Below are 26,562 nucleotides of genomic sequence, written 5' to 3'. Positions count from 1 at the left end.
GTCATGCCGGGCGAGCGGGCCGAGCCGCGGGAATAGACTTCAACAATGGCCCAGCCCCATTCGCCCGCTGACAACACCATCGACATCAAGCCCCGCAGCCGCGTCGTCACCGACGGCATCGAAGCCACGACCTCGCGCGGCATGCTCCGCGCGGTCGGCATGGGGGACGCTGACTGGGACAAGCCGCAGATCGGCATCGCGTCGAGCTGGAACGAGATCACCCCCTGCAACCTCAGCCTCGACAGGCTCGCGCAGGGCGCCAAGGAGGGTGTGCACGCCGGCGGCGGGTACCCGCTGCAGTTCGGCACGATCTCGGTGTCCGACGGCATCTCGATGGGCCACGAGGGCATGCACTTCTCGCTCGTCTCGCGTGAGGTCATCGCCGACTCGGTCGAGACGGTGATCATGGCCGAGCGCCTCGATGGGTCGGTGCTCCTCGCCGGCTGTGACAAGTCGATCCCGGGCATGCTGATGGCCTCCGCCCGCCTCGACCTGTCGAGCGTCTTCCTCTACGCCGGCTCGATCGCGCCCGGCTGGGTCAAGCTCTCGGACGGCACCGAGAAGGACGTCACGATCATCGACTCGTTCGAGGCCGTCGGCGCCTGCCTCGCGGGCAAGATGAGCGAGGCCGACCTCAAGCGCATCGAGTGCGCCATCGCCCCCGGTGAGGGAGCGTGCGGTGGCATGTACACCGCGAACACGATGGCCTCGGTCGCCGAGGCGCTGGGCCTCAGCCTTCCCGGCTCCGCCGCGCCGCCCTCGGCCGACCGCCGCCGCGACTACTTCGCGCACCGTTCGGGCGAGGCCGTCGTCAACCTGCTGCGTCAGGGCATCACGACGCGCGACATCCTCACCAAGGAGGCGTTCGAGAACGCCATCGCCCTCGCGATGGCGCTCGGCGGCTCCACCAACGTCGTGCTGCACCTCCTCGCCATCGCGCGCGAGGCCGACGTCGACCTGAGCCTGCACGACTTCAACCGCATCGGCGACAAGGTTCCGCACGTGGCCGACATGAAGCCGTTCGGCAAGTACGTCATGAACGACGTCGACCGTCACGGCGGCATCCCGGTGATCATGAAGGCCATGCTCGACGAGGGCCTGCTGCACGGCGACGCGCTCACCGTCACCGGCAAGACCCTCGCCGAGAACCTCGCCGACCTGGACCCCGACCCGGTCGACGGCACCGTGATCCACACGTTCGACAACCCGATCCACGCGAGCGGCGGCATCACGATCCTGCACGGCTCGATCGCCCCCGAAGGCGCCGTCGTGAAGTCGGCCGGCTTCGACGCCGATGTGTTCGAAGGGCCGGCCCGTGTGTTCGAGCGGGAGCGCGCCGCCATGGACGCCCTCGAGGCCGGAGCGATCCAGGCGGGCGACGTCGTAGTGATCCGCTACGAGGGCCCCAAGGGCGGCCCCGGCATGCGCGAGATGCTCGCCATCACCGCGGCCATCAAGGGCGCTGGGCTCGGAAAAGATGTACTACTCTTGACGGACGGACGATTCTCAGGCGGCACAACCGGCCTGTGCATCGGCCACATAGCACCCGAAGCGGTGGACGCTGGTCCCATCGCCTTCGTGCGCGATGGTGATCTGATACGGGTCGATATCGCGGCTCGCACTCTCGACCTACTCGTCGACGAGGCTGAGCTTGACTCCCGCCGCTCTGGCTGGGAGCCGCTTCCTCCGCGCTATACCCGTGGCGTTCTTGCCAAGTACTCCCGACTCGTGCGCTCCGCTGCGGAGGGCGCGACCACCGGTTGAGCCTGGTTTCCGGCATCCCGTCCGACCCATCTGTGAGGAATCTCACCATGTCAGCCGACACCGCCGCGGCCGTTCCCCGGCCGCCCGCCCGCACCGCCTCGACGCCCGTGCTCACGGGCGCGGAAGCGGTCGTCCGCTCCCTCGACCTGCTGGGGGTGACCGACGTCTTCGGTCTTCCCGGCGGAGCGATCATGCCCGTCTACGACCCCCTCATGGACGACGAGTCGGTGCGTCACATCCTCGTCCGTCACGAGCAGGGCGCCGGTCACGCCGCGGAGGGCTATGCCGCGGCATCCGGTCGCGTCGGCGTCGCCCTCGCGACCTCCGGTCCGGGCGCCACCAACCTCGTCACCGCGATCGCCGACGCCTACATGGACTCCGTGCCGATCGTCTGCATCACCGGTCAGGTGTTCTCGACCCTCATGGGCACGGATGCCTTCCAGGAGGCCGACATCGTCGGCATCACGATGCCGATCACCAAGCACTCCTTCCTGGTGAAGCGCGCCGAGGACATCCCCGGCGCGATCGCCGCGGCGTTCGAGATCGCGTCGACCGGTCGCCCCGGTCCCGTGCTCGTCGACATCACGAAGGACGCCCAGCAGGCCGAGGCGCCCTTCGTGTGGCCGCCGCAGATCGACCTGCCCGGCTACCGGCCGGTGACCAAGGCGCACGGCAAGCAGATCCAGGCGGCGGCGCAGCTGATCGCCGACGCCAAGAAGCCGGTGCTGTACGTCGGCGGCGGTGTGATCCGCTCGCGGGCGTCCGCCGAGCTGCGCGCGCTCGCCGAGACGACCGGCGCACCCGTCGTGACCACGCTCATGGCACGCGGCGCGTTCCCCGACTCGCACCCGCAGCATCTGGGCATGCCCGGCATGCACGGCACCGTCCCCGCCGTGCTCGCGCTGCAGGAGGCCGACCTGCTCGTCGCCCTCGGCGCGCGGTTCGACGACCGCGTCACCGGCAAGGCGGCGCTGTTCGCGCCGAACGCCAAGGTCGTGCACGTCGACATCGACCCGGCGGAGATCTCGAAGATCCGCACGGCCGACGTCCCGATCGTCGGCGACCTGAAGGACGTGCTCGTCGACCTGGATGCCGCCTTCCGTGCGGTGAGCGACGGCTCCACTCCCGATATCGGAGAGTGGTGGTCGTTCCTCGACGGCCTCCGCGACGAGTTCCCGCTCGGCTACACCCAGCCGACCGACGGCCTCATGTCGCCGCAGTACGTGATCAAGCGCATCGGCGAGCTGACCGGACCCGAGGGCATCTACGCCGCGGGCGTCGGCCAGCACCAGATGTGGGCCGCGCAGTTCATCAAGTACGAGCGTCCGAACGCCTGGCTGAACTCCGGCGGCGCCGGCACCATGGGCTACTCGGTGCCCGCCGCCATGGGTGCGAAGGTCGCCGAGCCCGATCGCCACGTGTGGGCGATCGACGGCGACGGGTGCTTCCAGATGACCAATCAGGAACTCGCCACCTGCGCGATCAACAAGATCCCGATCAAGGTCGCCATCATCAACAACTCGTCGCTGGGCATGGTGCGCCAGTGGCAGACGCTGTTCTACGACGGCCGCCACTCCCACACCGACCTCAACACGGGTCATGGCACCGTGCGCATCCCCGACTTCGTGAAGCTGGCGGAGGCCTACGGGTGCCTCGCGATCCGCGTCGAGAAGGAGGAGGACGTGGATGCCGCGATCCAGACCGCCCTCGAGACCAACGATCGCCCCGTCGTGATCGACTTCGTCGTGAGCGCCGACGCGATGGTGTGGCCGATGGTGCCCCAGGGCGTCAGCAACAGCTACGTCCAGTACGCGCGGGATCACTCGCCCGCCTTCGACGAGCAGGAGGACTGAGGCCATGACGACTCACGTGCTCAGCCTCCTCGTGGAGGACAAGCCGGGTCTGCTGACCCGCGTCGCCGGGCTGTTCGCGCGGCGCGGCTTCAACATCGAGTCCCTCGCGGTGGGCGTCACCGAGGTCCCCGGCCTCTCGCGCATCACCGTGGTGGTCGACGTCGACGAGCTGCCGCTCGAGCAGGTCACGAAGCAGCTCAACAAGCTCATCAACGTCATCAAGATCGTCGAGCTCGACCCCGTGGCATCCGTCCAGCGCGAGCACATGCTCGTGAAGGTGCGCGCCGACAACCAGACGCGCTCGAACGTGCTCGAGGTCGTGAACCTCTTCCGCGGGCAGATCGTCGACTACGCGCCCGACGCGCTCGTCGTCGAGGTGACCGGCGACAAGGGCAAGGTCGAGGCCTTCCTGCGCGCTCTCGAGCCGTTCGGCATCAAGGAGCTGGCGCAGTCCGGCCTCGTCGCCATCGGCCGCGGCGGCAAGAGCATCACCGAGCGCGTCCTGCGCGGCTGACACAGACCACACGACCACAACATCAAGGAGAAACACGAAGATGGCTGAGATCTTCTACGACGCCGATGCCGACCTGAGCATCGTCCAGGGCAAGAAGGTGGCGATCGTGGGCTACGGCTCGCAGGGCCACGCGCACGCCCAGAACCTTCGCGACTCGGGTGTCGAGGTCGTCATCGCGCTCAAGGACGGCTCGAAGTCGACCGAGAAGGCGCAGGAGGAGGGCTTCGAGGTCAAGTCGGTCGCCGACGCGGCCGAGTGGGCCGACCTCATCATGATCCTGGCCCCCGACCAGCACCAGCGCTCGATCTACAGCGAGAGCATCAAGGACAAGCTGACGCCGGGCAAGACGCTGGCCTTCGCGCACGGCTTCAACATCCGCTTCGGCTACATCGAGGCGCCCGAGGGCGTCGACGTCATCCTCGTCGCCCCGAAGGCCCCGGGCCACACCGTGCGCCGTGAGTACGTCGCCGGGCGCGGCATCCCCGACATCATCGCGGTGGAGCGGGATGCCTCGGGCACCGCGTGGGCGACCGCGCTCTCGTACGCGAAGGCCATCGGCGGCACGCGCGCGGGCGTCATCAAGACGACGTTCACGGAAGAGACCGAGACCGACCTGTTCGGTGAGCAGGCCGTTCTCTGCGGCGGTGTGTCCCAGCTCGTCCAGTACGGCTTCGAGACGCTGACCGAGGCGGGCTACCAGCCGCAGATCGCCTACTTCGAGGTGCTGCACGAGCTCAAGCTCATCGTCGACCTCATGTGGGAGGGCGGCATCGCCAAGCAGCGCTGGTCGGTCTCCGACACCGCCGAGTACGGCGACTACGTCTCGGGCCCGCGCGTCATCGACCCGCACGTGAAGGAGAACATGCAGGCCGTGCTCGCCGACATCCAGTCAGGCGCGTTCGCCCAGCGCTTCATCGACGACCAGGACAACGGCGCCGTCGAGTTCCTCGAGCTGCGCGAGAAGGCCGCCGCCCACCCGATCGAGACGGTCGGCCGGGATCTGCGCGCGCTCTTCGCCTGGAAGCAGCAGGACGAGGACTACGTCGAGGGCAACGCCGCGCGCTGATCGACCCTTCTGCCGCGCTCATTCCGCGCGGCACCGAGTGCCCGGCCCTGCAAAGGGCCGGGCACTTCCGTTTGCGCGCAGACCCGGTCGGAGTCTTGCTGAGAGTTTCCTCATGCGCCGGTCCTTGTCGCGGCGACGCGCGCGTGGTGTGATCCTCGCCATGGGAGAACACATGCCTGATCACGCATCCGACCACGAATCCGACCGCGACATGCCCCCTCTGGCGGACACCCCGCCGCGGTCGGGCCTCAGCCGACGGAACTTCCTCGTCGGCGCCTCGGCAGCCGGCGTGCTCGCCGCGGCGGGGTGGGTGCAGACGCCGCGGGCAGTGGCGGCCGGCGGAGGCAAGTCCGTCACCATCACGATCATGGGCACCTCCGACATCCATGCCAACGTGCTCAACTGGGACTACTACAAGGACGCGGCCTACGGCGACAGCGCCGGCAACACCATCGGCCTGGCGCGCGTGTCGAGCCTCGTCAACCAGATCCGCGCCGACCGCGGCCGCGAGCGCACGCTGCTCTTCGATGCCGGCGACACGATCCAGGGCTCTCCGCTCGGGTTCTACTACGCGACCGTCGACCCGGTGACGGAGTCCGGCGCCGTGCACCCGGTCGCAGCGGGGCTCAATGCGATCGGGTACGACGCCGTGGCGCTCGGCAACCACGAGTTCAACTACGGGCTCGAGTTCCTCGACTACTGGATCTCGCAGCTGGATGCCCCGGCGCTGGCCGCCAACGCCGTGCATGCGGGCACCACGGAGCCGGCGTTCCAGCCCTACGTCGTCAAGAAGATGCACGTGCCCGGGTACAAGCCGATCCGCGTCGGCGTCCTGGGGCTCACCAACCCCGGCGTGGTGATCTGGGACAAGAGCAATGTCAGCGGCCGCGTCGACGTGCTCGATGTCGTGGAGAGCGCGGCACGCTGGGTCGCCGTCATGCGCGCCGAGGGCGTGGATGTCGTGGTCGTGAGCGTGCATGCCGGCGACAGCGGCCTGTCGTCCTACGGCAGCGACATCCCCGTCGAGAACGCGGCCCGAATGCTCGCCGAGGAGGTGCCCGGCATCGATGCGATCCTGTTCGGGCACGCGCACCTCGACAAGCCCGAGGTACGGGTGACGAACAGGGTCACCGGCAAAGAGGTCGTGATGAGCGAACCGAAGAACTGGGGCCAGCGGCTCAGCGTGTTCGATCTGGAGCTCACGATGGAGCGGGGCCAGTGGGGGGTCGCCACCGCGAGGTCGCTCACGCTGAACACCAACACCGTCGCCGACGATCCGGCACTGGTGCAGGTCGTCCAGGCGCAGCACGACGCCGTCGTCGCCTACGTGAACACGCCCGTCGCGACGTCGTCTGAGACGCTCGCCGCGGCCGAGTCCTGCTGGAAGGACACCGCGATCCTCGACTACGTGAACCACGTGCAGATCGACGTGGTCTCGAAGGCGATCGCGGGGACGGCCGAGGCATCCCTTCCGATCATCTCGCTCGCGGCGCCGTTCAACCGTGCGGCGACCTTCCCGGCGGGGCAGGTGACGATCAAGGATGTCGCGGGTCTGTACATCTACGACAACACGCTGCTCGGCTCGGTGCTGACCGGAGCCCAGATCAAGGACTACCTCGAGTACTCCGCGAAGTACTTCCTGACCGTCGCGCCGGGCGCGCCGGTGGCTCCCGCCACCTGGACCAACGCGCAGGGAACCCCGGACTACAACTTCGACCAGTTCTCGGGCGTCACATACGACATCGACATCTCTCAGCCGCAGGGCTCGCGCATCGTGAACCTGGCGTGGGAGGGCACTCCGGTGGCCGCCGACCAGCGTTTCGTGGTCGCCGTCAACAACTACCGGCAGTCCGGCGGCGGCGGCTTCCCGCACATCGCGGCCGCGCCGGTCGTCTACAACGCCCAGGTCGCCATCCGCGAGGCGATCGTGGCCTACGCGTCGGCGACGGGAGTCATCGACCCCACGGACTTCCATGTCGTGAACTGGAGGCTCGTGCGGGCCGGTACGCCGGTCTTCTGATCCGGTGGCGATGGTCCGGCTCCCTCGGGCGGGGGCCGGGCCATCGGTGTCGCGCCCCGAGGAGGTCGCGCACACGGGATGCCACGGGTCCCGACTCCCGCGCAGGTGTCGCCCTTCTGCGGCGCGCCTCACGTATCACCTGGGGCGAGGCTTCGCTCTCACCCTCACAGCATCGCCCGAACCGGCGATCACCACGAAAGGAACGGCCATGGACGGGAACACCCTCACATTCACGGCCGACCGGCTCGATCGCGAGCGGGCGGCCAGCCTGAACCGCGAGAACGAGATTCTGCGCAGCATCGCCGATCGCGGCGCCACGATCACACCGGAGAGCCCGTCGGCACATGCCGTCGCCAGGGCCGGCGTGTGGTTCCGCGGCCTCTTCACGAGGCCGCGTCCGCTGCGATTCTCATGAATCCGTGGAGACCCGCCGCCCGGGGAGCGGCGGGTCTCACCATGTCTGGGGTTGCCCCGAGGACGCGCCCGGCTAGGCTCGCGGCATGCCCGCACGTCGTCCCGTCGAGATCGCCGTCCAAGACCCCGCCGGTGCCCGCGCCGCTATCGGCGCGGGGGCGGCGCGACTCGAACTGTGCCAGGCGCTCGACGTCGGCGGGCTCACACCGTCGCTGGCGGTCCTCGAGGGGGTCCTGGCCGCGGTCGACCCGTCGACGGTGAACGTCCTCGTGCGTCCCCGTGGCGGCGGCTTCGTGTACAGCCCCGAGGAGATCGCCCTGGTGGCTGCCGACATCCGCGCCTGCATCGATCGCGGCGCGGGCGGCGTGGTCGTCGGCGCGCTGACACCGGCCGGAGGCCTCGACGTCGACGCACTCCGCAGATGGCGGGATGCCGCAGGCCCCGCCACGCTCGTGTTCCATCGCGCCGTCGACGCGGCCGCCGACCCGGCCGAGGTCTTCGACGCGCTCGTGGCGGAGGGCGTGGACCGCGTGCTGACCTCCGGCGGCTCGCCCCGGTCCATCGACGGCGTCGCCGCGCTCGCCGCGTTCAGCGCCCGGTCGGGTGCCGTCGAGGTCATGGCCGGCGGCGGTGTGCAGCCCTCCGACATCCCCGCGCTCTTCGCCGCCGGCGTCGATGCCGTGCACCTGTCGGCGCGCTCCCGCACAGGCCACGACGCGCCGTCCGGGCCGGGCGGCGGCTCTGCGGGACACGACGTCACCGACCCCGGAATCGTGGCAGAGGCGGTCGCGGCCGCCGGCTGAGATCCGTCGCGCGTTTCCGGGCGGACGTATCACGGTGCGTCGGCGGCACCTCGGATTCGAGTGGGGCGGAAGCCCCGCATCGGACACCGATCAGAGGAGCCGTCATGAACGTCGAACCGTGGAGCACCGTCGGAGTGGGATCGTCTGCCGCGATCGTCCCCGGCATCCAGTACCTGCTGCGGGCGCACGGCCACGCCGTGGCCGTCGACGGCGCGTACGGGCCTGCGACAGCCGCCGCCGTCAGCGCCTTCCAGACGGCGCAGGGCGTGCCGTCCGACGGGATCGTCGGGCCCATCACCTGGCCCCGCCTCGTCATCGCCGTGCAGCAGGGGTCGACCGGTGACGCCGTTCGCGCCGTCCAGCAGTTCGGACTGCTGCGCTCGCCCGGGGATACGCCCCTCGTGGTCGACGGTGACTTCGGCCCCATGACGAAGGAGCGTGTCGAGTTCTTCCAGGAGTCGTGGGGCCTCTCGCTCGACGGCGTCGCCGGACGCGAGACCTGGTCGTTCTTCAGCACGTTCGTGCCGGGCGACCGGCCGTGGGCGCTCGTGAAGCAGGGCTCGTCGCAGGCGACGAACTGGCGCGTGCTCGCGGCTCAGCATCTGCTGCGTGCGCACGGGGCGACGATCGTCGCCGACGGCGCCTTCGGACCGCTGAGCGGCCAGGCCGCGCGCGCCTTCCAGCAGACGCTGCGCGCGGTGGAGATCTCGACCACCCTTGGCCAGCTGGACTGGCCGAGCCTCATCATCACCGTGAAGCAGGGCGACGGTCCGGCGGGTGCGAAGGGCGAGGCTGTCCGTGCGGTGCAGACGCTGCTGGCCGGCGTGACCGTCGACGGGGACTTCGGCCCGCAGACCGACGCGGCGGTCCGGGAGTTCCAGGGCGTCTTCCTGCCGCCCGCCGACGGCATCGTCGGCCACGAGACCTGGCACACGCTGATGATGCGCCTGTTCGACTGAGCGGCGGGGCGCCGAGAGCCGCCGCAACGCCGGTCGGCTCTCGGCCGCCTCGCACGGCGGCACTACTCTGAGACCGTGACGACCGGACGCGACGACGACGCCCTGACCTGGGACGGTGACGACGACCCCACGCTCGATGTCGGAGCGGCCGGAACCGACGTCGCCCCCGAGCCCGAAGTCCCGGCCCCGGCTCCGGCGGAGGGGCTTCCGAAGGGCTACACCGCCGTCGGCAAGGGGAGCGACACGGTGGCCTCCGCAGATGCGCCGGGTGCAGCATCCGTCGAACGATCCGCGCCTGCCGACCGCGACGCGATCGCGACGGAGCGGCGGCCCCTCGGCGACGGCGCCCTCGTCGCGCTGGGCGTGCTGGGCGGTGTGTACGCGCTCTACGCGATCGGCTGGATCATCGGCGGCCTGCGCCTCCAGGGTCGGGCCCAGTACCTCGTGCTCGACGTCATGTACCAGGGGAGCCTGTGGCTCGCCGTGCTCGCACCGCTGCTGTGGTTCGCGACGACCTTCCTCCTCACCCGCCGCTCGCGCGCGTGGGTCAGGTTCGCGTGGCTGGCGGTCGGCGTGGTGCTGCTCCTGCCCTGGCCCTTCGTGATGATCGGGGCGATCGGACAATGAGCGACGACGTCATGGCGCCCACGCCCTCACCCGACGACGGCCCCGCGTCGCGCGATGCCTCAGGGCGCGGGACCCCCGCCGCGGCATCCGGGGCGCGGAGGGGGAGGACGCCCACCTGGCTCGTGGCCGCGATCGCGGGCGTCGTCGGCCTCTTCTACGCGTACGCCGTCTGGAATGCGATCGGCAACCTCGTCGCCACCCTCCAGGTGTTCGCCGGAGCGGGACTCACCCTCAACGCGTTCGGGTGGTTCATCTGGATCTTCGCCGCAGTGTTCCCGCTGATCGTGTGGGGCGCCGCCTTCGCGATCGGGTACCGGCGCGCGCCGCACGAGCTGCTGCTCGTGATGCTCACCGGACTCGCGCTCGTCGCTGTGTTCTGGCTGAACGTCGTGGCCTACACGACGCTCAACTCGGCATCCTTCCTGGGTTGAGTCCCCGAGGGCTGAGGCCGCCGAGTCCAGCCCGTCGGCCGTCACACGGTCGGGCGGGTCACCGCACGGGCGGTAGGCTGGCACAGGCCTCGCCCCCGACGGCGTGCGGCGCGGCATCCGGTCTGCCCTGCTCCGCGCGCTCGCGCACCGCCCCCAAAGGAACCACCCGTGCCGAAGCCTGTCGTCCTCATCGCCGAAGAGCTCTCTCCCGCCACGATCGACGCCCTGGGGCCCGACTTCGACGTGCGTCACGTCGACGGCACCGACCGGCCGGCGCTGCTGGCGGCCCTCGCCGACGCCAACGCGGTGCTGATCCGCTCGGCGACCAAGGTCGACGCCGAGGCGATCGCGGCGGCCCCCGTGCTCAAGGTCGTGGCCCGCGCCGGCGTCGGCCTCGACAACGTCGACATCAAGACCGCCACCACCGCGGGCGTCATGGTCGTGAACGCGCCGACCTCGAACATCATCTCGGCGGCCGAGCTCACCGTGGGGCACATCCTCAGCCTCGCCCGCCGCATCCCGGCGGCTCACGCGTCGCTCTCGGGCGGCGCCTGGAAGCGCAGCTCGTACACCGGCACCGAACTGTTCGAGAAGACGGTCGGCATCATCGGCCTCGGCCGCATCGGCGCCCTCATCGCGGCGCGACTGCAGGCGTTCGGCGTCTCGGTCGTCGCCTACGACCCCTACGTCACGCCGACCCGCGCGCAGCAGCTCGGCGTGCAGCTGCTCGACCTCGACGAGCTGCTCGCGCAGAGCGACTTCGTCACGATCCACATGCCGAAGACGCCCGAGACGACCGGCATGATCGGCGCCGAGCAGTTCCGCCTCATGAAGAAGACGGCGTTCGTCGTCAACGTCGCACGCGGCGGCCTCATCGACGAGGAGGCGCTGTACACCGCGCTGACCGAGGGCGAGATCGCGGGGGCCGGCCTGGACGTGTTCACGAGCGAGCCGCCGGCCGCCGACGGCACCGCCTTCCCGCTGCTGAGCCTGCCGAACGTCGTCGTCACGCCGCACCTCGGCGCCTCGACCGACGAGGCGCAGGAGAAGGCGGGCGTCTCGGTCGCGAAGTCGGTCAAGCTCGCCCTCGAGGGCGACCTCGTGCCCGACGCGGTGAACGTCGCCGGCGGCGTCATCGACCCGTTCGTGCGCCCGGGAATCTCCCTCGTCGAGCAGCTCGGCCAGTTCTTCACGGGCCTCGCCCACAGCGCCCTCACGAGCCTCGACATCGAGGTGCGCGGCGAGCTCGCGGCGTACGACGTCAGCGTCTACCGCCTGGCGGCGCTCAAGGGCATCCTCGCCAACGTCGTCAGCGAGAACGTCTCGTACGTCAACGCGCCGCTGTTCGCCGAGCAGCGCGGGATCGAGACACGACTGATCGTCGAGTCCGAGAGCCCGCTCTACCGCAACATCACGATCCTCCGCGGCACCCTCGCCGACGGCTCGGTGCTCACGATCGCCGGCACCCTCGCGGGCACGCGCATGGTGCCGAAGGTGGTCGGCATCAACGGCTACGAGATCGAGGTGCCGATCGAGCGGCACCACCTCGTCATGCGGTACGCCGACCGTCCCGGCATCGTCGCGATCTACGGCCAGAAGCTCGGCAGCGCCGGCATCAACATCGCGGGGCTCCAGGTGGCGCAGGCCGACGCCAGCGGCCGCGCGCTCTCGGTGCTCACGGTGGATTCGCCGGTGCCCGAGGATCTCCTCGACGAGATGCGCGAAGCGGTGGGCGCCGACCTGTTCCGCCGCATCGAGGTCACCGAGGACTGAGCGATGGCACCGGGGGAGGCATCCGCGAAGGCTGCCGCTCCCGTGCCCGCGTCCGGCGGCGGCCCCGTCTTCCGCAGCCTCGCGTTCGAGGGTCTGTCGCGCTTCGACTACGGCGACGTGATCCTCGCGTCCAAGCCGCCGCGCAGCACCGACGACCCTCGCGTCTGGGCCGAGACGCTGTTCCGGCCGTCGTCCGCGCCCGCGTGGGTGAAGGCCGCGATGGGCGTGCGCATGGCGCTCGCCCCGCTTCTCGGACTGGAGGCCGCGCCGCGCGGGGTGTTCGACGTGCGCCGGGTGGTCGGAGACGAGGCGCTCATCGAGTACGCCGACAAGCACCTCACCTTCCGCTGCGGAGTGGGGGTGGATGCCGCGGCCGCCGTCGTGCGCGTCACCGCGGTCGTCACCTTCAACGACTGGCGCGGCCGGGTGTACTTCACGCCGGTCTCGCTGGCGCACCCGCTCGTCGTCCACGCCATGCTCCGGCGTACGCGCCGCGCCCTCGCCCGGCACGGCTGAGACGAGGGGGTCTAGACCCTCGTCGCGGCTTCGACGAGGGCGATGAGCGCGTCGAGCGCCGGACCGCGGGGGACCGGCCCCGGGATCGAGCCGCCCGAGAGCGCGTTGTTGAAGTACAGCCCGTCGCTCACGAGCATCACCAGGTCGAGCGCGACCGCGTCTTTCGTGTGCGGCCGGAGAGCCGCGGCCCACTGCTCCCGCACGTCGCGCAGTGCATTGCTCGCCACGGCGTCGCCACCCTGCGCGAGGCGAGACGTCGCGAGGATCGCGCGGTCGATGGGGTCGTTCGCCATGACCGACGTGCGCAGGAAGTACGCGATCGGCCCCTCCGGGGCAGCGATCATCACGGCGACATCGTCGGCCACCAGCGTCCGCAAGCGGTCGATGATCGCTGATTCCAGGGCCTCTTTGGTGCCGAAGTGGTACAGCAGACCGCCCTTGGACACGCCGGCCGCCTTGGCGGTGGCATCCATCGTCGCAGCGCGCTCGCCCTCTTCGATGAGGATCTGCTCGAACGCGTCGAGCACCTTCTCGCGGGCGAGGGGAGGGCGACTCATGGCGTCGATCGTATCGACAGGGGCGGCCGTATCCTGTTACTATACCGGCTGGACGGTATAGAAATGATGACTCTCACTCAAGAACTCTCGCTCGCCGACGCCCAGGGACGGAAGGTCGGCTGGCGCGGCTGGGCTGCGCTCGTCGTGCTCATGCTGCCGGTGCTGCTCGTCTCGGTCGACAACACGGTGCTGAGCTTCGCGCTGCCGTCGATCGCGCTCGAGCTCGGGCCTTCGAGCGCCCAGCAGCTCTGGATCATCGACGCCTACCCGCTCGTGCTGGCAGGGCTTCTCGTCACGATGGGCACGCTGGGCGACCGGTTCGGACGGCGACGGATGCTGCTCATCGGCGCCACCGGCTTCGCGGCGGTCTCCGTGCTCGCCGCCTTCGCTCCGAGCGCGGGGTGGCTCATCGTCGCGCGCGCCGCCATGGGCGTGTTCGGCGCGATGCTGATGCCCTCGACGCTGTCGCTGCTGCGCAGCATCTTCACCGACCGCGACCAGCGCCGGCTCGCGATCGCCGTGTGGGCGGCGATGTTCTCGGCCGGCGCGGCGCTCGGCCCGATCGTGGGCGGACTCCTGCTCGAGCACTTCTCGTGGGGATCCGTGTTCCTGCTCTCGGTGCCCGTGCTCATCCCGCTCCTGGTGCTCGCGCCCCTGCTCGTGCCCGAGAGCCGCGATCCGAAGCCGGGCCGCATCGACCCGCTCAGCATCGCCCTCTCGATGGCGACGATGATCCCCATCGTCTACGGCATCAAGGAACTCGCGGTGCACGGCTTCGCCGTCGCGGCGTGGCTGCCGATGCTCGCCGGGCTGGCCTTCGGCGTGCTCTTCGTGCGGCGCCAGCTGAGCGCCCGCACGCCGATGCTCGACATGCGCCTGTTCCGCCGGGGAAGCTTCAGCGGCGCGCTCCTGGTGAACCTCCTCAGCGTCATCGCGCTCGTGGGGTTCCTGTTCTTCGTCGCGCAGCACCTGCAGCTCATCGTCGGCCTCTCGCCGATGCAGGCGGGTCTCGCGCTGGTGCCGGGCCTCGCGATGATGATCGTGGCCGGACTCGTGGTCGTGCCGATCTCGAAGAGGTGGCCTGCTCGCGTCGTGGTGCCGGTGGCCCTGGTGTTCTCCGTCGCGGGGTACATCACGGTGGCCTTCGCCACCGGACCCGAGAGCATCGGCGCGCTGGTGGCGGCCTTCATATCGCTCGGCATCGGCATCGGCGCCGCCGAGACCGTCTCGAACGAGCTGGTGCTCTCCAGCGCGCCGCCGGCGAAGGCCGGCGCCGCGAGCGCCGTCTCCGAGACGGCGTACGAGCTGGGCGCGGTGCTCGGCACGACCGTGCTGGGCGGCATCCTCACAGCGCTCTATCGCACGAATCTGGTCGTCCCCGAGGGGATCCCGGATGCCGCGGCCGCGGCCGCGTCCGAGACCCTCGCCGGTGCGATGCACGCGGCGGGCGAGATCGGCGGCACCGCGGGCGAGGCGCTGTTCGAGGCGGCGGCGACGGCGTTCGATGCCGGCGTGACGGTCACCGCGCTCATCGGCGCCGCCCTGGTCGTCGTCGCGGGGGTCATCGCGGCCACTACCCTGGGAGAGTCCCGCCAGAAGTCGTAGGAGCACTATGTCGCGTGTCGTGAAGCTGGCCGTCATCCCGGGTGACGGCATCGGTCCCGAGGTCATCGCCGAGGCGGAGAAGGTGCTGGATGCGGCGGCCGCGGGCAGCGGCATCCGTTTCGACAAGACGCGGTTCTCGCTGGGCGCCGGCCGCTTCCTCGACACCGGCGACACGCTCACCAGCGACGACCTGGAGGCGATCAAGGCGCACGACGCCATCCTGCTCGGAGCGGTCGGGGGAGTCCCCGGCGATCCTCGCCTGAAGAACGCGAACATCGAGCGCGGCCTGCTGCTGAAGCTGCGGTTCGAGCTCGACCACTACGTCAACCTGCGGCCGTCGAAGCTCTACCCGGGCGTGCCCGGGCCCTTGGCCGCACCCGGCGATGTCGACTTCGTCGTCGTCCGCGAGGGAACCGAGGGTCCGTACGTGGGCAACGGCGGGTCGATCCGCACCGGCACGCCGCACGAGGTCGCCAACGAGACGTCGGTCAACACCGCGTTCGGCGTCGAGCGCCTCGTGCGCTACGGCTTCGATCTGGCCGAGCGTCGCGGCAAGAAGCTCACGCTGGTGCACAAGACGAATGTGCTCGTCCACGCCGGCGGCATCTGGAAGCGCGTCGTCGACGAGGTCGCGCTCGAGCACCCGGACGTGACCGTAGACTATGTCCACGTCGACGCGGCCACCATCTACCTGGTCACGAACCCGAGCCGCTTCGACGTGATCGTCACCGACAACCTCTTCGGCGACATCCTCACCGACTTGGCCGGCGCCGTCACCGGTGGCATCGGCCTCGCCGCCTCGGGGAACATCAATCCCGACGGCGCGTTCCCTTCGATGTTCGAGCCCGTGCACGGATCGGCGCCCGACATCGCAGGCCAGCAGAAGGCCGATCCCACGGCCGCGATCCTCTCCGTCTCACTGCTGCTCGACCATCTCGGGCTCCCGGACGAGTCTCGCCGCGTCACGACCGCGGTCGAGGAGGATCTGGCCGCACGCGGCGCCGACGCGGGCGCGACCCGCACGACGACGCAGATCGGCGACGCGATCGTCGCCCGGCTCCAGGCGTAATCTGAGATCACGTCGTCCTACCGACAGAGGATTCCACCCATGACCATCGACCTTCCCCTCCAGGCGCCCTCGGCCGCAGGCCTCGTCTGGAACGTCACTCGGAACACCGAGGCGACTCCGGATGCCGAGCGCGAGGCGATCCTCGCCGACCCGGGCTTCGGGCAGCACTTCACCGACCACATGGTCGACATCTGCTGGTCCGAGAAGGGCGGATGGCACCGTCCCCGCGTGCAGCCCTACGGTCCGATCCCGCTGGACCCTGCGGCGGCCGTGCTGCACTACTCGCAGGAGATCTTCGAGGGGCTCAAGGCCTACCGTCACGCCGACGGGTCCATCTGGACCTTCCGCGCCGACCGCAACGCTGCTCGCCTGCAGCGCTCGGCGCAGCGGCTGGCGCTGCCGGAGCTGCCCAGCGAGTACTTCCTCGAGTCGCTCCGCCAGCTGGTCGCAGTGGATGGCGCGTGGGTTCCCACGGCACCCGAGACGAGCCTGTACCTGCGGCCCTTCATGTTCGCCAAGGAGGCCTTCCTCGGCGTCCGGGCCGCGAAGAAGGTCGGGTACTACCTCATCGCGAGCCCCGCTGGCGCCTACTTCCCGGGCGGCGTCCAGCCGGTGAACATCGCGCTGTCGACGCGCTACGCGCGCGCAGGCCGGGGTGGCACCGGCGCCGCGAAGACCGGCGGCAACTACGCGTCGAGCCTGCTGCCGCAGGCCGAGGCGTACGAGAAGGGCTGCCAGCAGGTGCTGTTCCTCGACGACGGCTACATCGAGGAGCTCGGAGGCATGAACCTCGTGCTCGTCACGAACGACGGCCGGCTCATCACGCCCCAGTCCGAGTCGATCCTCGAGGGCATCACTCTCGCGTCGGTGCTGCAGCTCGCCGAGGACCGCGGGCTCGTCGTCGAGCAGCGCAAGGTCTCGATCGAAGAGTGGCGCGAGGGCGCGGCATCCGGCTCCATCGTCGGCGCGTTCGCCTGCGGCACGGCCGCGGTCATCGTGCCGATCGGCAAGCTCGTCGCCGACGATTACGAGATCGTGCACGAGGGTGACGCGGCGTCCGAGCTGGCGATGTCGCTGCGCGAGGAGCTCACCGGCACCCAGTATGGGCGTGTGGCCGATCGCCACGGCTGGCTGATGCGTCTCGACGGCTGAGCCTCTGCGGGAGGTTCGAGAACGGACGGATGCTGCGGCATCCGTCCGTTCCGCCGTCCGGGCAGCGCCACCGACGACGATGCGCGTCCCACTTTCTGCCGTTCCCGGGACCCCGAGTGGTTGGAAACGGGACACGACGGCGAGAAAGCGGGACATCGGCTGCCAAAGCGAGGGGGCGCGGACGCCGAGACCTGCGTCGGTGCTTGTGGCTAGGCTGATCCGGTGAGGATCGCGCGCTTCAGCCACAACGACGCCATCAAGTTCGGAATCGTCGACGAAGGAGAACTCGTCGTCCTCGCCGGCGACCCGATGTTCGCCGGATACGACACGACGGGGGAGCGCGTGCCGCTCGGCGATGTCGCCCTTCTCGCCCCGGTCATCCCGCGCTCGAAGCTGGTCTGCGTCGGCCGCAACTACCGCGACCATGCCGCGGAGCTCGGCAACGACGTGCCGACCGCGCCGATGCTGTTCTTCAAGCCCAACACCACCGTTGTCGGGCCCGGCGACGCGGTCGTGCTGCCGAAGGGCTCGGACTTCATCAGCTTCGAGGGCGAGCTCGCCGCCGTCATCGGTCGCATCGCCAAGAATGTGCCGGCCGCCGATGCCCTCGACTACGTCTTCGGGTACACGATCGCCAACGACCTGACGGCCCGCGACTGGCAGAAGTCCGACGGTCAGTGGGCCCGAGCGAAGGGCTTCGACACGTCCTGCCCGCTCGGCCCCGCCATCGAGACGGACTTCGACGTCGACGGCCCCGCCGTCATCACGACGCGGCTGAACGGCGAAGTGCGCCAGCAGGGCCCGATCAGCGACATGATCTTCTCGCTCGCCGACGTGATCGCCTATGCGTCCGCGGCCTTCACGCTGCTGCCCGGCGACGTGATCCTCACCGGCACCCCCGCAGGCGTCGGTCAGATCGTCGCGGGCGACACGGTCGAGGTGGAGATCACCGGCCTCGGCATCCTGCGCAACACTGCCCGTGACGCGTGACACTGCTCGAGATGCGTGACAAGGCCCGTGACGCCTGACGAGGGCGGCAGCTCACCTCACGCCGACGCCGTCGGCGTGAGGACCGACAGCGGGACCACCGCCGAAGAGGTGGCCGCGGTCCAGCGGCGCACCGTGTGGGTGCTCTCACTCGGCCAGGTGCTCGGCGGGCTCGCCTTCGGTGCGACGCTGTCACTCGGTGCGGTGCTCGCGGCCGACATCTCGGGCGAGGACGCCTTCTCGGGACTCGCCGCCGCCGCCGTGACCTTCGGCACCGCGCTGACGGCGGTGCCCCTGGCGGCGATCGCGCGCCGGCACGGCCGGCGACTGTCGCTCACCACCGGCATGGCGGTCGCCCTCGTCGGCGTCGGACTGGTGATCGTCGCCGTCGCCCTCGCCGCGTTCCCGCTGCTGCTCGTCGGCTTCTTCATCATCGGGGCGGGCCAGGCTGCCAACCTGCAGTCGCGCTTCGCCGCGGCGGATCTGGCGACGGATGCCACGCGCGGCCGCGATCTCTCGATCGTCGTGTGGGCGACCACGGTGGGCGCGGTTCTCGGTCCGAACCTCACCGGACCCGGTGAGGTGCTCGGCAGCGCGATCGGCATGCCCGCGCTGACGGGGGCCTACCTGTTCACCCTCGTCGCGCAGGGGCTCGCGATCGTGCTCTACCTCGTGGCGATGCGACCCGACCCGCTGCTGCTCGCGCAGCGGGTGGTCGCCTCGGCGCGGGCCGGCAGCCGCGTGATCGCCAAGGCGGATCGGCCGGTCGCAGCCCGGTACGCGATCTTCGCCGTGGCGGCCGCCCACGGCACGATGGTGTCGGTGATGGCGATGACACCGGTGCATCTGGCCCACCTGACGCACGGGGCGTCCGAGGCGGCGACCCTGTCGATCATCGGCTTGACGATCAGTCTGCACATCGTGGGCATGTACGTGCTCTCGCCGGTCTTCGGCATCCTCTCCGACAGGGTCGGACGCGTGCCGACGATCCTGGTCGGCCAGGCGCTTCTCGTCGCGGCGCTGCTCACCGCCTCGTTCGGCCAGACGTCGACGACGGCGGTGACCGTGGCACTCGTCCTGCTGGGCCTGGGATGGAGCGCGTCGACGGTGGCGGGCTCGACCCTGCTCACCGAGTCGTCCTCCGAAGAGCTCCGCACGCGACGCCAGGGCTTCAGCGACTTCACGATGAGCATCGTGGGAGGTCTCGGCGCGATCATCGCCGGCGCCCTGCTCGGCTGGATCGGCTACGGCGGCCTCGCCCTGGTCGTGCTGGTGCTCGTCGCGGCTTCGGTGCTGCTCGCGCCGCTCGGCTGGCGCGCCTCCCGAGCTCGGCCCCGCCGGTCAGACGGGCTGAAGCTCAGAACCGCGTCTCGACGAGGTCGGTGACGATGGCATCCAGCCGGTCGCCCCACGCGTCGACGACAGGCACCAGGCGCCACTTGTCGAACATCGTGCACGGGTGGGAAAGGCCGAACACCACGACGTCGCCCACCGCGAGCGGCGAGTCCGGCGCGATGCGCACGAAGCCGTGCTGATCGCTGAGCTTCGTCGTCACCGCGCCGGGGAGCGGCATCCGCTCTCCGGCGGCGTCGATCGCGTACAGCGGCTCAGGCAGACCCTCATCGAACGGGAAGTCGCGCTTGCCCGCGTCGACGATCGCGGTCCCCGCATCGAGGCGCGACACGACCCGGGCCAGTCCGCGCGCCGCGGGGCGCAGCCCCGCACCGTCGAACGGCGAGTTCTGGCGGTAGTAGCCGTGGTCGTGCACGACGTACGCACCCGACCGCAGCACGAACCGCGTGCGGTCGCCGTCGACGGATGCCGCGGCGAACGCGGCGCCGACCACGTCGGGGTAGGCACTGCCACCGGCCGACACCAGCACGTCGCTGTCGTCGTACAGCGGCGCCAACGCGTCGTGGACGGCGAGGAGCTCGTCGACGTAGGAGCGCGCCGAGGCCAGTGCCTCGGCACCGCGGCCGTGCGCCACCGAGCCCTCGTAGCCCGTCACACCTGCGAGCCGCACGGCGGGCGACGCCGCGGCACGACGCGCGACGGTGACCGCCGCCTCCAGCGAGCGGGCGCCTGTTCGCCCGCCCCGGCGCCCGACGTCGACGAGCACCTCCAGCGGCTGCGCGGGCGAGCCGCCGAGCGCGCGCTCGATCGCGTCGATGCCGGCGACGTCGTCGACCCAGCTCCACACACGGGTGCCCGCCGCCACGGCCTCGGCGGTCCAGCGGATGGCCCCCGGCTGCACCAGCTGGTTGGCGAGCATGACGGCGGGGATGCCGGCTTCCACGGCGACGCGCAGCTGCGACGGCGTGGCCACCGTGATGCCCGTCGCGCCGGCGTCCAGCTGGCGCCACCACAGCTGCGGCGCCATCGTCGTCTTGCCGTGCGGCATCAGCTCGAGCCCGCGCTCGGCCACCCAGCCGGCGAGGAACGCGATGTTGTCGTCGAGCGCCCCGTCGTCGATCACGAGCAGAGGGGTCCAGAGGTCGGCGAGCCGTGGTTCCCGCGCGAGGAACTCGGCGACGGTGAGGCCTGCGGCGTCTGCGGGGAGCCCCCTGTCGCCGGTCTCGAGCACACGGCCCGCCGGCCCGCGGCGCGCAGCGAGCGTCATTCGCCGGGCAGGACCGCGACGACGTCGATCTCGACGAGGATGTCGTAGAGCTCCGAGCCGACGGTGGTGCGCACGGGGTACGGCTCGCGGAAGAACTCGGCGTAGGCCCGGTTGTACTCGGCGAAATCGCGCTTGAGGTGCTGCAGGTGGGCGGTGACCTTCACGACGTCGTCGAACGAGGCGCCCTTGGCGGCGAGCACGCTGCCGACGTTGCGCAGCACCTGCTGCGTCTGCTCGTAGACGCCGCCGGCCACGACCTCGCCGGTCGCGGGATCCTGCGGGCCGAAGCCGGCCGTGAACAGCAGGCCCGCTGCGGCCACGCCGTGGCTGTAGGGCCCGGCTGGTCGGGGGGCGTTCTCGATGAGCACGGCGTGCTTGGTCATGCGGTTCCTTTCGTCGGACTCTGACTGTTCGTCTGCAGCGGCAGGGGTTCCGCCGCGGCGGTTTCGGGCGACGTGGCGGGGGAGCGGCGCAGACCACGACCGGCGCGGATGCCCGTGAGCTCGCCGCCCCGCAAGACCTGCCGGCCGTTGACGAACACATCGTCGATCCCGCGGGCCGGCTGACGTGGCTCGTCGTAGGTGGCGGCATCCGTGACGGTCGAAGGATCGACCACGGCGATGTCGGCCACGTTACGCGGGCGAAGGATGCCGCGCTCGTGCAGTCCGAAGCGCGCGGCGGTGCGGGCAGAGAGGTGGACGGCCGCGTCTTCCCACGAGAAGGACCGGCCGACATAGGTGCCGAGGAAGCGGGCGAAGGCGCCCCACGCGCGCGGGTGGGGGACGGCGCCGACGAAGATGCCGTCCGAGCCCCCGATGTGGGCGGGATGCGCGAACAGGCGCGCGAGGTTCTCGACCGATCGCTCCTCGCGCACCGCCATCACGGCGCTGACCTCGAGGCGCCCGGCTATCAGGAGATCCAGTGTCGCGTCCTCGACCGAAGTGGCGCGCCGCCCGGCGATCTCCGCCAGCGTGAGCCCGGCCGCCCACGCCCAGTCATCGGCGGGGGTGTGCGCGACGCGGATCATCGTCGGCCAGTCGGGCCCGAGGCTGGGCTTGTGCGCGACGGCGGGAAACCACTCTTCCCGCAGCTGCGCGCGCTGCGCCGGGTCCGACAGCAGCGCGACGGCGTCGTCGGGGTCCAGGGCGCTGTACTCCGGTGGGAGCACCGCCATCGACACCAGCGTGCAGCCGCGCGTGTACGGGTACATGTCGAACGAGAGGTCGGCTCCGGACGCCGCAGCCTCGGCGAGAAGGCGCTCGGCCTCGTCAGCATCCACATGCAGGTGCGAGACGTGGCCCCGCACACCGTCGTGCGCCTCACCCGGGGCGCAGATCGCGACGACCTCGCGGAGACCGGCCGCCGTGTTCGTCTCGTAACCGCCTCGCATGTGGGTGACGTACAGCGCGCCCACCGCGGCGACCGGGGCGCACAGCTCGGCGAGCTCGGCGGTGCCGGCGAAGATCCCGGGGACGTAGTCCAGCCCGCTCGAAAGCCCCAGTGCCCCGGCGGCGAGCCCGTCGGCCACGAGCTGCTTCATGCGGGCGAGCTGCGCGGCATCCGCCCGTCCGCGGTCCATGCCCATCACCTCGTGGCGCACCGTTCCGGCGGGGACGAGATAGCCGACGTTGACGGGCGTGGCGGCGTCGTACGAGTGCAGCAGCTCGCCGACGCCGCCACCCGCGTAGGTCGGATGCGGGCCGTTGATCGCCGCGAAGTAGCGGGTCGCCCACGCGCCGGAGCCGGGGGCGTATGAGACGCCGTCCTGGCCGCCGACGACCGTCGTGATCCCCTGGCGCAGCAGTGCGAGCTGCACGTCGCTGTCGAACACGGCTCCGTCGGCGTGCGCGTGGGCGTCGATGAAGCCGGGCATCACGAAGCGGCCGCGACAGTCGACGGTGCGATCGTCGGCTCGAGGAGCGACCTCGCCGATGTGACCGATCCTGTCGCCGACGATCACGACGTCGGCGTCGTACCTCGGTGCGCCCGTTCCATCGATCACCGTTCCGCCGCGCAGCACCGTGCGGTCGGGGTGGGCGGTCATCGCGGCCTCCGTGGGAGCGCGGGCCCCGGCTGACCCGCGGGGGAATTCTACGCAGTCCGTGCCGTCGCCGGCGTCAGTGCCCGAGAGCTGCGAGCGCGAGGTCGACGTCGTCCTCGTCGTTGAAGACGTGGAACGCGACGCGCGCCCGCCCCGACCGCCCCGATGCCGTGATGCCCGCGCTGCCGAGCCGCGCGAGCGCGCTGCCCTCCGGATCGTCCCACGTGACGATCCCCGACGGGCGTTCGGGCTCCGCGATGCCCAGCCCGGCGCGGAACGCGGCCGCGAGCCCCGTGGAGTGGGCGTGCAGCTCGAACGGGTCGAGCGCGGCGAACAGCTCGAGCGCCGGTGCGGCGCCGACGAACGCCTGCCAGGCCGGCGACACATCGAACCGGCGCGCGTCGGGGGCGAGCTCCACCTCGCCGCCGTAGCACGACGCCCACGGGTCGTCGCCGGCGTACCAGCCCGCGTTGACCGGCGTCATGCGGGCGGCGAGCCGGTCGGACACCGTGAGGAACGACACTCCGCGCGGCGCGCAGAGCCACTTGTACGCATGGCAGACCACGGCATCGAAGTCGGATGCCTCGACCGGGAGCCAGCCGACGGCCTGGGTCGCGTCGCACAGTGTGAGTGCGCCGTGCTGCGCGGCGGCGGCCACGATGGCCGCGGCATCCGCCACTTCGCCGGTGGCGGACTGCACGACCGAGAAGGCGACGAGTGCCGTGCGGGGGCGGACGTGTGCGGCGAGGTCGCGCAGGGGAGCGGTCCGCACCACGAGACCGCGGCCCGAGTGCACGAACGGCAGCACCATCGACGAGAACTCGCCGTCGGGCACGAGCACCTCGGCGCCGTCGGGCAGCGCCGACGCCACCATCCCCGCAGCGACGGAGGTCTGCGAGCCGATCGCCACGCGTTCGGCGCCGATGCCGACGAGAGAGGCGAACAGCCCGCGCGAGCGCTCCACTGCCGCACAGTAGGCGGCGAGGTCGGGGCGACCGGACGCGGCGGCGTCGAGGTCGGCGATCACGGCACGCCGCGTCGCTCGGCTGGGCAGGCCGACCGTGCACGCGGCGAGGTAGTCGCGGCCCCCGTCGAACTCGCGCCGCGCGGCGACGAGGGCGGGAGAATCGGCGATCGTGGGCATGACTCCAGCGTGGAGGTCGCTATTGCGCACGTCTACGGCAGGTGTTCCATGCCGCACATAACGAATGCTTATGATTGGCGCGTGAGCGACGTGTTCGACGACGACCCGGGGTTCGACGCGCGCGAGCTGCGCGTGGTCAAGGCGGTCGCGGACGCCGGCTCGATCACCGGGGCGGCGGTCGCCCTGGGCTACAGCCAGCCGGCGGTCAGCCAGCAGCTCAAGCGTCTGGAACAGCGCCTCGGCGTCGCCATCGTCGAGCGGGTGGGGCGGAGCGTCCGCCTCACCGATGCGGGGCGGATCCTCGCGCGGCACGCCCCCGCTGTGACGACGGCGCTGGATGCCGCGGCCGGCGAGCTCGCAGAGCTGCGAGGGCTGCGCGCCGCGCGCGTCCGGCTGGTGGCCTTTCCGTCGGCGTCGCCCACGATCGTCCCGCGCCTGCTGGCGGACCTCGCGCAGCGGCATCCGGGGATCTCGCTCACGTACGTGGAGGCGGAGCCGCCGGAGGCGGTCGAGGCGGTCCGTGAGGACCGCACGGACATCGCCCTCACCTTCAGCTACCCGGGCGACCGCGACGACCCGCACGGATCCAGCGCCCGGGGGCTCTCGGTGAACACCGTCGGCGCCGACGAGCTGCTCGCGGTGCTGCCCACCGGCCATCCCGCGGCGACCGCCGAGGCGCTCGACGTCGGCGTGCTCGCCGACGAGGACTGGATCGCCGGCTGCCCCCGCTGCCGCGGTCACCTGCTCGAGCTGTGCGGTCGTGCCGGCTTCGCACCGCGCATCGCCTTCGAGACCGACAACTTCGTGGCCGTCGAGGGCCTGGTCGCGCAGGGCATCGGCGTGGCGACCCTGCCGAGGATGGCGGTCGAGTCGTTCCCGCAGCTGCCCGGGGTCGCGGTCGTGCCGCTGCCGGCCGGCGAGCAGCGGCGAATCCACACCGTCACGGCGCGGGGGGCCGAGCGCGTGCCCGCCGTGCGGGCGACGCTGGAGGCGCTCGCGCGCCTGATCGCCATGTCCGGCGGCCGGCCCGAGGCGGCTGCCTCCCGCAACCCGGCGCGGCAGACCGTCGCGGCTTCGCCAACTACACTCTGACGCGATGCCTTCTTCGCCTGATCCCCGCACCACGACCGCCACCGGCGCCGACGTCCGCGTCCGGTTCTGCCCGTCACCGACGGGGCTGCCGCACGTCGGACTCGTCCGCACCGTGCTGTTCAACTGGGCGTACGCGCGCCACAACGGCGGCAAGCTCGTGTTCCGCATCGAAGACACGGATGCCGCGCGCGACAGCGAGGAGAGCTACCTGCAGCTGCTCGACGCGCTGCGGTGGCTCGAGATCGACTGGGATGAGGGCGTCGAGGTGGGCGGGCCGCACGCGCCGTACCGGCAGTCGGAGCGTCACGGCATCTATCGCGAGGTGCTCGACCGGCTCATCGCCGCGGGCGCGGTGTACGAGAGCTACTCGACGGCCGAAGAGATCGACGCGCGCAACGAGGCCAACGGCCGTGCCAAGCAGCTCGGCTACGACAACTTCGACCGCGACCTGACCGCCGAGCAGAAGGCGGCGTTCCGCGCCGAGGGCCGCGAGCCGGCCTGGCGCCTGCGCGTCCCCGACGAGGATCTGACCTACGTCGACCTCATCCGCGGCGAAGTGACCTTCCCCGCCGGGTCGTTCCCCGACTTCGTCCTGGTGCGCGCCGGGGGAGTGCCGCTCTACCCGTTCGTGAACCCGGTCGACGACGCGCTCATGGGAATCACCCACGTCATCCGCGGTGAAGACCTCATGCCGTCGACCGCGCGCCAGCTCGCGCTGTACCGGGCGCTCGTCGACGCGGGTGTGACGACGTTCATCCCGCGGTTCGCGCACATGCCCCTCGTGCTCGGCGAAGAGGGCAACAAGAAGCTCTCAAAGCGCGACCCGAAGGCCGACCTCTTCCTCCAGCGCGAGAAGGGCTTCATCCACGAGGGACTGCTCAACTACCTCGCTCTGCTCGGCTGGTCGATCGCTCCCGACCGCGACGTGTTCTCGCTCGAGGAGCTCGTCGCCGCGTTCGACATCGTCGATGTGAACCCCAACCCTGCGCGCTTCGACCAGAAGAAGGCCGAATCCATCAACGGCGACCACATCCGGATGCTGGCGCCCGCGGAGTTCGCCGAACGCCTGGTGCCGTATCTCACCGCCGCCGGCGTGATCGACGAGAACCCGACACCTGCGCAGAAGGCGATGCTCGCGGCATCCGCCCCGCTCGTGCAGGAGCGGATGCAGCTTCTCGGCGACGCACCCGCGCTGCTGGGCTTCCTCTTCACCGACGTCGTCGCCTACCAGGACGACGCCCTGGTGTCGCTGCCCGCGAACGCGAACGAGGTGCTCGTCGCCTCGGTCGGTGCCCTCGAAGGAGTGCCCGACACCGAGTTCGCCGCCACTGCGGTGCAGGACGCCCTCGCCGGCGCACTGATCGCGCCCGTCGAGGACGGCGGGCTCGGGCTCAAGCCGCGCGTCGCGTACGGCCCCCTGCGTGTCGCTCTGAGCGGCCGCCGCATCTCGCCGCCGCTGTTCGAGTCGATGGAGCTGCTGGGCAAGTCGGAGTCGATCCGGCGGCTCGAAGCGCTGGTGGCGTTCCGGCTCGGTTAGGCCTGCTTCGTGTGACTC

The 26,562-nt window shown here is 70.9% G+C and carries 24 protein-coding genes; 19 read left to right on the top strand and 5 right to left on the bottom strand.

Translation table 11 applies throughout. The features are described from left to right. The first annotated feature begins 45 nt into the window (after window positions 1-45). The 12 genes from ilvD (at window position 46) to ABG085_RS11090 (ending at window position 12,740) form a co-directional block, all read left to right on the top strand. Window positions 46-1,764 carry a dihydroxy-acid dehydratase gene (ilvD, locus tag ABG085_RS11145; RefSeq protein ID WP_347975812.1) on the top strand — a complete coding sequence of 573 codons (1,719 nt, stop codon included), beginning with the start codon at window positions 46-48 and terminating at the stop codon, window positions 1,762-1,764. 47 nt (window positions 1,765-1,811) lie between these two features. Then, window positions 1,812-3,617, top strand: a complete 1,806-nt coding sequence (locus ABG085_RS11140) for an acetolactate synthase large subunit (protein ID WP_347975811.1) — start codon at window positions 1,812-1,814, stop codon at window positions 3,615-3,617. A gap of 4 nt (window positions 3,618-3,621) precedes the next feature. Beyond that, window positions 3,622-4,131 carry an acetolactate synthase small subunit gene (ilvN, locus tag ABG085_RS11135; protein ID WP_347975810.1) on the top strand — a complete coding sequence of 170 codons (510 nt, stop codon included), beginning with the start codon at window positions 3,622-3,624 and terminating at the stop codon, window positions 4,129-4,131. A gap of 40 nt (window positions 4,132-4,171) precedes the next feature. Beyond that, complete coding sequence (gene ilvC, locus ABG085_RS11130; protein WP_347975809.1) at window positions 4,172-5,197, top strand: ketol-acid reductoisomerase; 1,026 nt, start codon at window positions 4,172-4,174, stop codon at window positions 5,195-5,197. 172 nt (window positions 5,198-5,369) lie between these two features. Further along, window positions 5,370-7,217, top strand: a complete 1,848-nt coding sequence (locus tag ABG085_RS11125) for a 5'-nucleotidase C-terminal domain-containing protein (RefSeq protein WP_347975808.1) — start codon at window positions 5,370-5,372, stop codon at window positions 7,215-7,217. 208 nt (window positions 7,218-7,425) lie between these two features. Beyond that, window positions 7,426-7,632 (top strand): hypothetical protein, encoded by a 207-nt coding sequence (locus tag ABG085_RS11120; RefSeq protein WP_347975807.1) that lies wholly within the window; start codon window positions 7,426-7,428, stop codon window positions 7,630-7,632. An 85-nt stretch (window positions 7,633-7,717) separates the two neighbouring features. After that, window positions 7,718-8,434: a copper homeostasis protein CutC gene (locus tag ABG085_RS11115; RefSeq protein WP_347975806.1), complete on the top strand. Its 717-nt coding sequence runs from the start codon at window positions 7,718-7,720 to the stop codon at window positions 8,432-8,434. A gap of 104 nt (window positions 8,435-8,538) precedes the next feature. Continuing rightward, a complete protein-coding gene (locus ABG085_RS11110) occupies window positions 8,539-9,393 on the top strand; it encodes a peptidoglycan-binding protein (protein ID WP_347975805.1) in 855 nt (284 codons plus the stop codon). A gap of 75 nt (window positions 9,394-9,468) precedes the next feature. Continuing rightward, window positions 9,469-10,020 carry a DNA polymerase III subunit gamma/tau gene (locus ABG085_RS11105; RefSeq protein ID WP_347975804.1) on the top strand — a complete coding sequence of 184 codons (552 nt, stop codon included), beginning with the start codon at window positions 9,469-9,471 and terminating at the stop codon, window positions 10,018-10,020. Beyond that, on the top strand, window positions 10,017-10,451 hold the full coding sequence (locus ABG085_RS11100) for a bacitracin resistance protein (RefSeq protein WP_347975803.1): 435 nt from the start codon (window positions 10,017-10,019) through the stop codon (window positions 10,449-10,451). The genes ABG085_RS11105 and ABG085_RS11100 overlap by 4 nt, the downstream gene beginning before the upstream one ends. A 168-nt stretch (window positions 10,452-10,619) precedes the next feature. Further along, entirely contained in the window at window positions 10,620-12,224 is a 1,605-nt protein-coding gene (gene serA / locus ABG085_RS11095) for a phosphoglycerate dehydrogenase (RefSeq protein WP_347975802.1), read from the top strand. 3 nt (window positions 12,225-12,227) lie between these two features. Next, on the top strand, window positions 12,228-12,740 hold the full coding sequence (locus ABG085_RS11090) for a DUF2867 domain-containing protein (RefSeq protein WP_347975801.1): 513 nt from the start codon (window positions 12,228-12,230) through the stop codon (window positions 12,738-12,740). Window positions 12,741-12,751: 11 nt separating this feature from the next. Here the strand turns inward: ABG085_RS11090 and ABG085_RS11085 are convergent, their stop codons facing one another. Then, window positions 12,752-13,297 carry a TetR/AcrR family transcriptional regulator gene (locus tag ABG085_RS11085; RefSeq protein WP_347975800.1) on the bottom strand — a complete coding sequence of 182 codons (546 nt, stop codon included), beginning with the start codon at window positions 13,295-13,297 and terminating at the stop codon, window positions 12,752-12,754. 66 nt (window positions 13,298-13,363) lie between these two features. Here ABG085_RS11085 and ABG085_RS11080 point away from each other — a divergent pair, with 66 nt between their 5' ends. The 5 genes from ABG085_RS11080 (at window position 13,364) to ABG085_RS11060 (ending at window position 19,496) form a co-directional block, all read left to right on the top strand. Beyond that, the gene (locus ABG085_RS11080; protein WP_347979174.1) at window positions 13,364-14,902 is read left to right on the top strand and encodes an MFS transporter; all 1,539 of its coding nucleotides are present in this window, start codon (window positions 13,364-13,366) and stop codon (window positions 14,900-14,902) included. Between the two features lie 7 nt (window positions 14,903-14,909). Next, window positions 14,910-15,971, top strand: a complete 1,062-nt coding sequence (locus ABG085_RS11075; RefSeq protein WP_347975799.1) for a 3-isopropylmalate dehydrogenase — start codon at window positions 14,910-14,912, stop codon at window positions 15,969-15,971. A 39-nt stretch (window positions 15,972-16,010) separates the two neighbouring features. Continuing rightward, window positions 16,011-17,123: a branched-chain amino acid aminotransferase gene (locus tag ABG085_RS11070; protein ID WP_347975798.1), complete on the top strand. Its 1,113-nt coding sequence runs from the start codon at window positions 16,011-16,013 to the stop codon at window positions 17,121-17,123. A 222-nt stretch (window positions 17,124-17,345) separates the two neighbouring features. After that, window positions 17,346-18,113 carry a fumarylacetoacetate hydrolase family protein gene (locus ABG085_RS11065; protein WP_347975796.1) on the top strand — a complete coding sequence of 256 codons (768 nt, stop codon included), beginning with the start codon at window positions 17,346-17,348 and terminating at the stop codon, window positions 18,111-18,113. A gap of 75 nt (window positions 18,114-18,188) precedes the next feature. After that, window positions 18,189-19,496 (top strand): MFS transporter, encoded by a 1,308-nt coding sequence (locus ABG085_RS11060; protein WP_347979173.1) that lies wholly within the window; start codon window positions 18,189-18,191, stop codon window positions 19,494-19,496. On the opposite strand, the gene ABG085_RS11055 is transcribed toward ABG085_RS11060, so the two are convergent. From ABG085_RS11055 to ABG085_RS11040, 4 genes are all read right to left on the bottom strand, one after another. Then, window positions 19,468-20,730 carry an alanine racemase gene (locus tag ABG085_RS11055; protein ID WP_347975795.1) on the bottom strand — a complete coding sequence of 421 codons (1,263 nt, stop codon included), beginning with the start codon at window positions 20,728-20,730 and terminating at the stop codon, window positions 19,468-19,470. The two genes, ABG085_RS11060 and ABG085_RS11055, sit on opposite strands and share 29 nt — an antisense overlap. Further along, a complete protein-coding gene (locus tag ABG085_RS11050; RefSeq protein ID WP_347975794.1) occupies window positions 20,727-21,113 on the bottom strand; it encodes a Rid family hydrolase in 387 nt (128 codons plus the stop codon). The genes ABG085_RS11055 and ABG085_RS11050 overlap by 4 nt, the downstream gene beginning before the upstream one ends. Next, complete coding sequence (locus tag ABG085_RS11045; protein ID WP_347975793.1) at window positions 21,110-22,774, bottom strand: amidohydrolase family protein; 1,665 nt, start codon at window positions 22,772-22,774, stop codon at window positions 21,110-21,112. The genes ABG085_RS11050 and ABG085_RS11045 overlap by 4 nt, the downstream gene beginning before the upstream one ends. A 73-nt stretch (window positions 22,775-22,847) precedes the next feature. Then, window positions 22,848-23,915 (bottom strand): aminotransferase class V-fold PLP-dependent enzyme, encoded by a 1,068-nt coding sequence (locus tag ABG085_RS11040; RefSeq protein ID WP_347975792.1) that lies wholly within the window; start codon window positions 23,913-23,915, stop codon window positions 22,848-22,850. 81 nt (window positions 23,916-23,996) lie between these two features. Here ABG085_RS11040 and ABG085_RS11035 point away from each other — a divergent pair, with 81 nt between their 5' ends. Both ABG085_RS11035 and gltX read left to right on the top strand, forming a co-directional pair. Next, entirely contained in the window at window positions 23,997-25,007 is a 1,011-nt protein-coding gene (locus ABG085_RS11035) for a LysR family transcriptional regulator (protein ID WP_347975791.1), read from the top strand. 4 nt (window positions 25,008-25,011) lie between these two features. Next, entirely contained in the window at window positions 25,012-26,544 is a 1,533-nt protein-coding gene (gene gltX, locus ABG085_RS11030; protein WP_347975790.1) for a glutamate--tRNA ligase, read from the top strand. The last annotated feature ends 18 nt before the right edge of the window (window positions 26,545-26,562 follow it).

Source organism: Microbacterium sp. ProA8 (assembly GCF_039905635.1).
Classification (GTDB): domain Bacteria; phylum Actinomycetota; class Actinomycetes; order Actinomycetales; family Microbacteriaceae; genus Microbacterium; species Microbacterium chionoecetis.
This window is presented reverse-complemented; position numbering and strand designations above follow the sequence as displayed.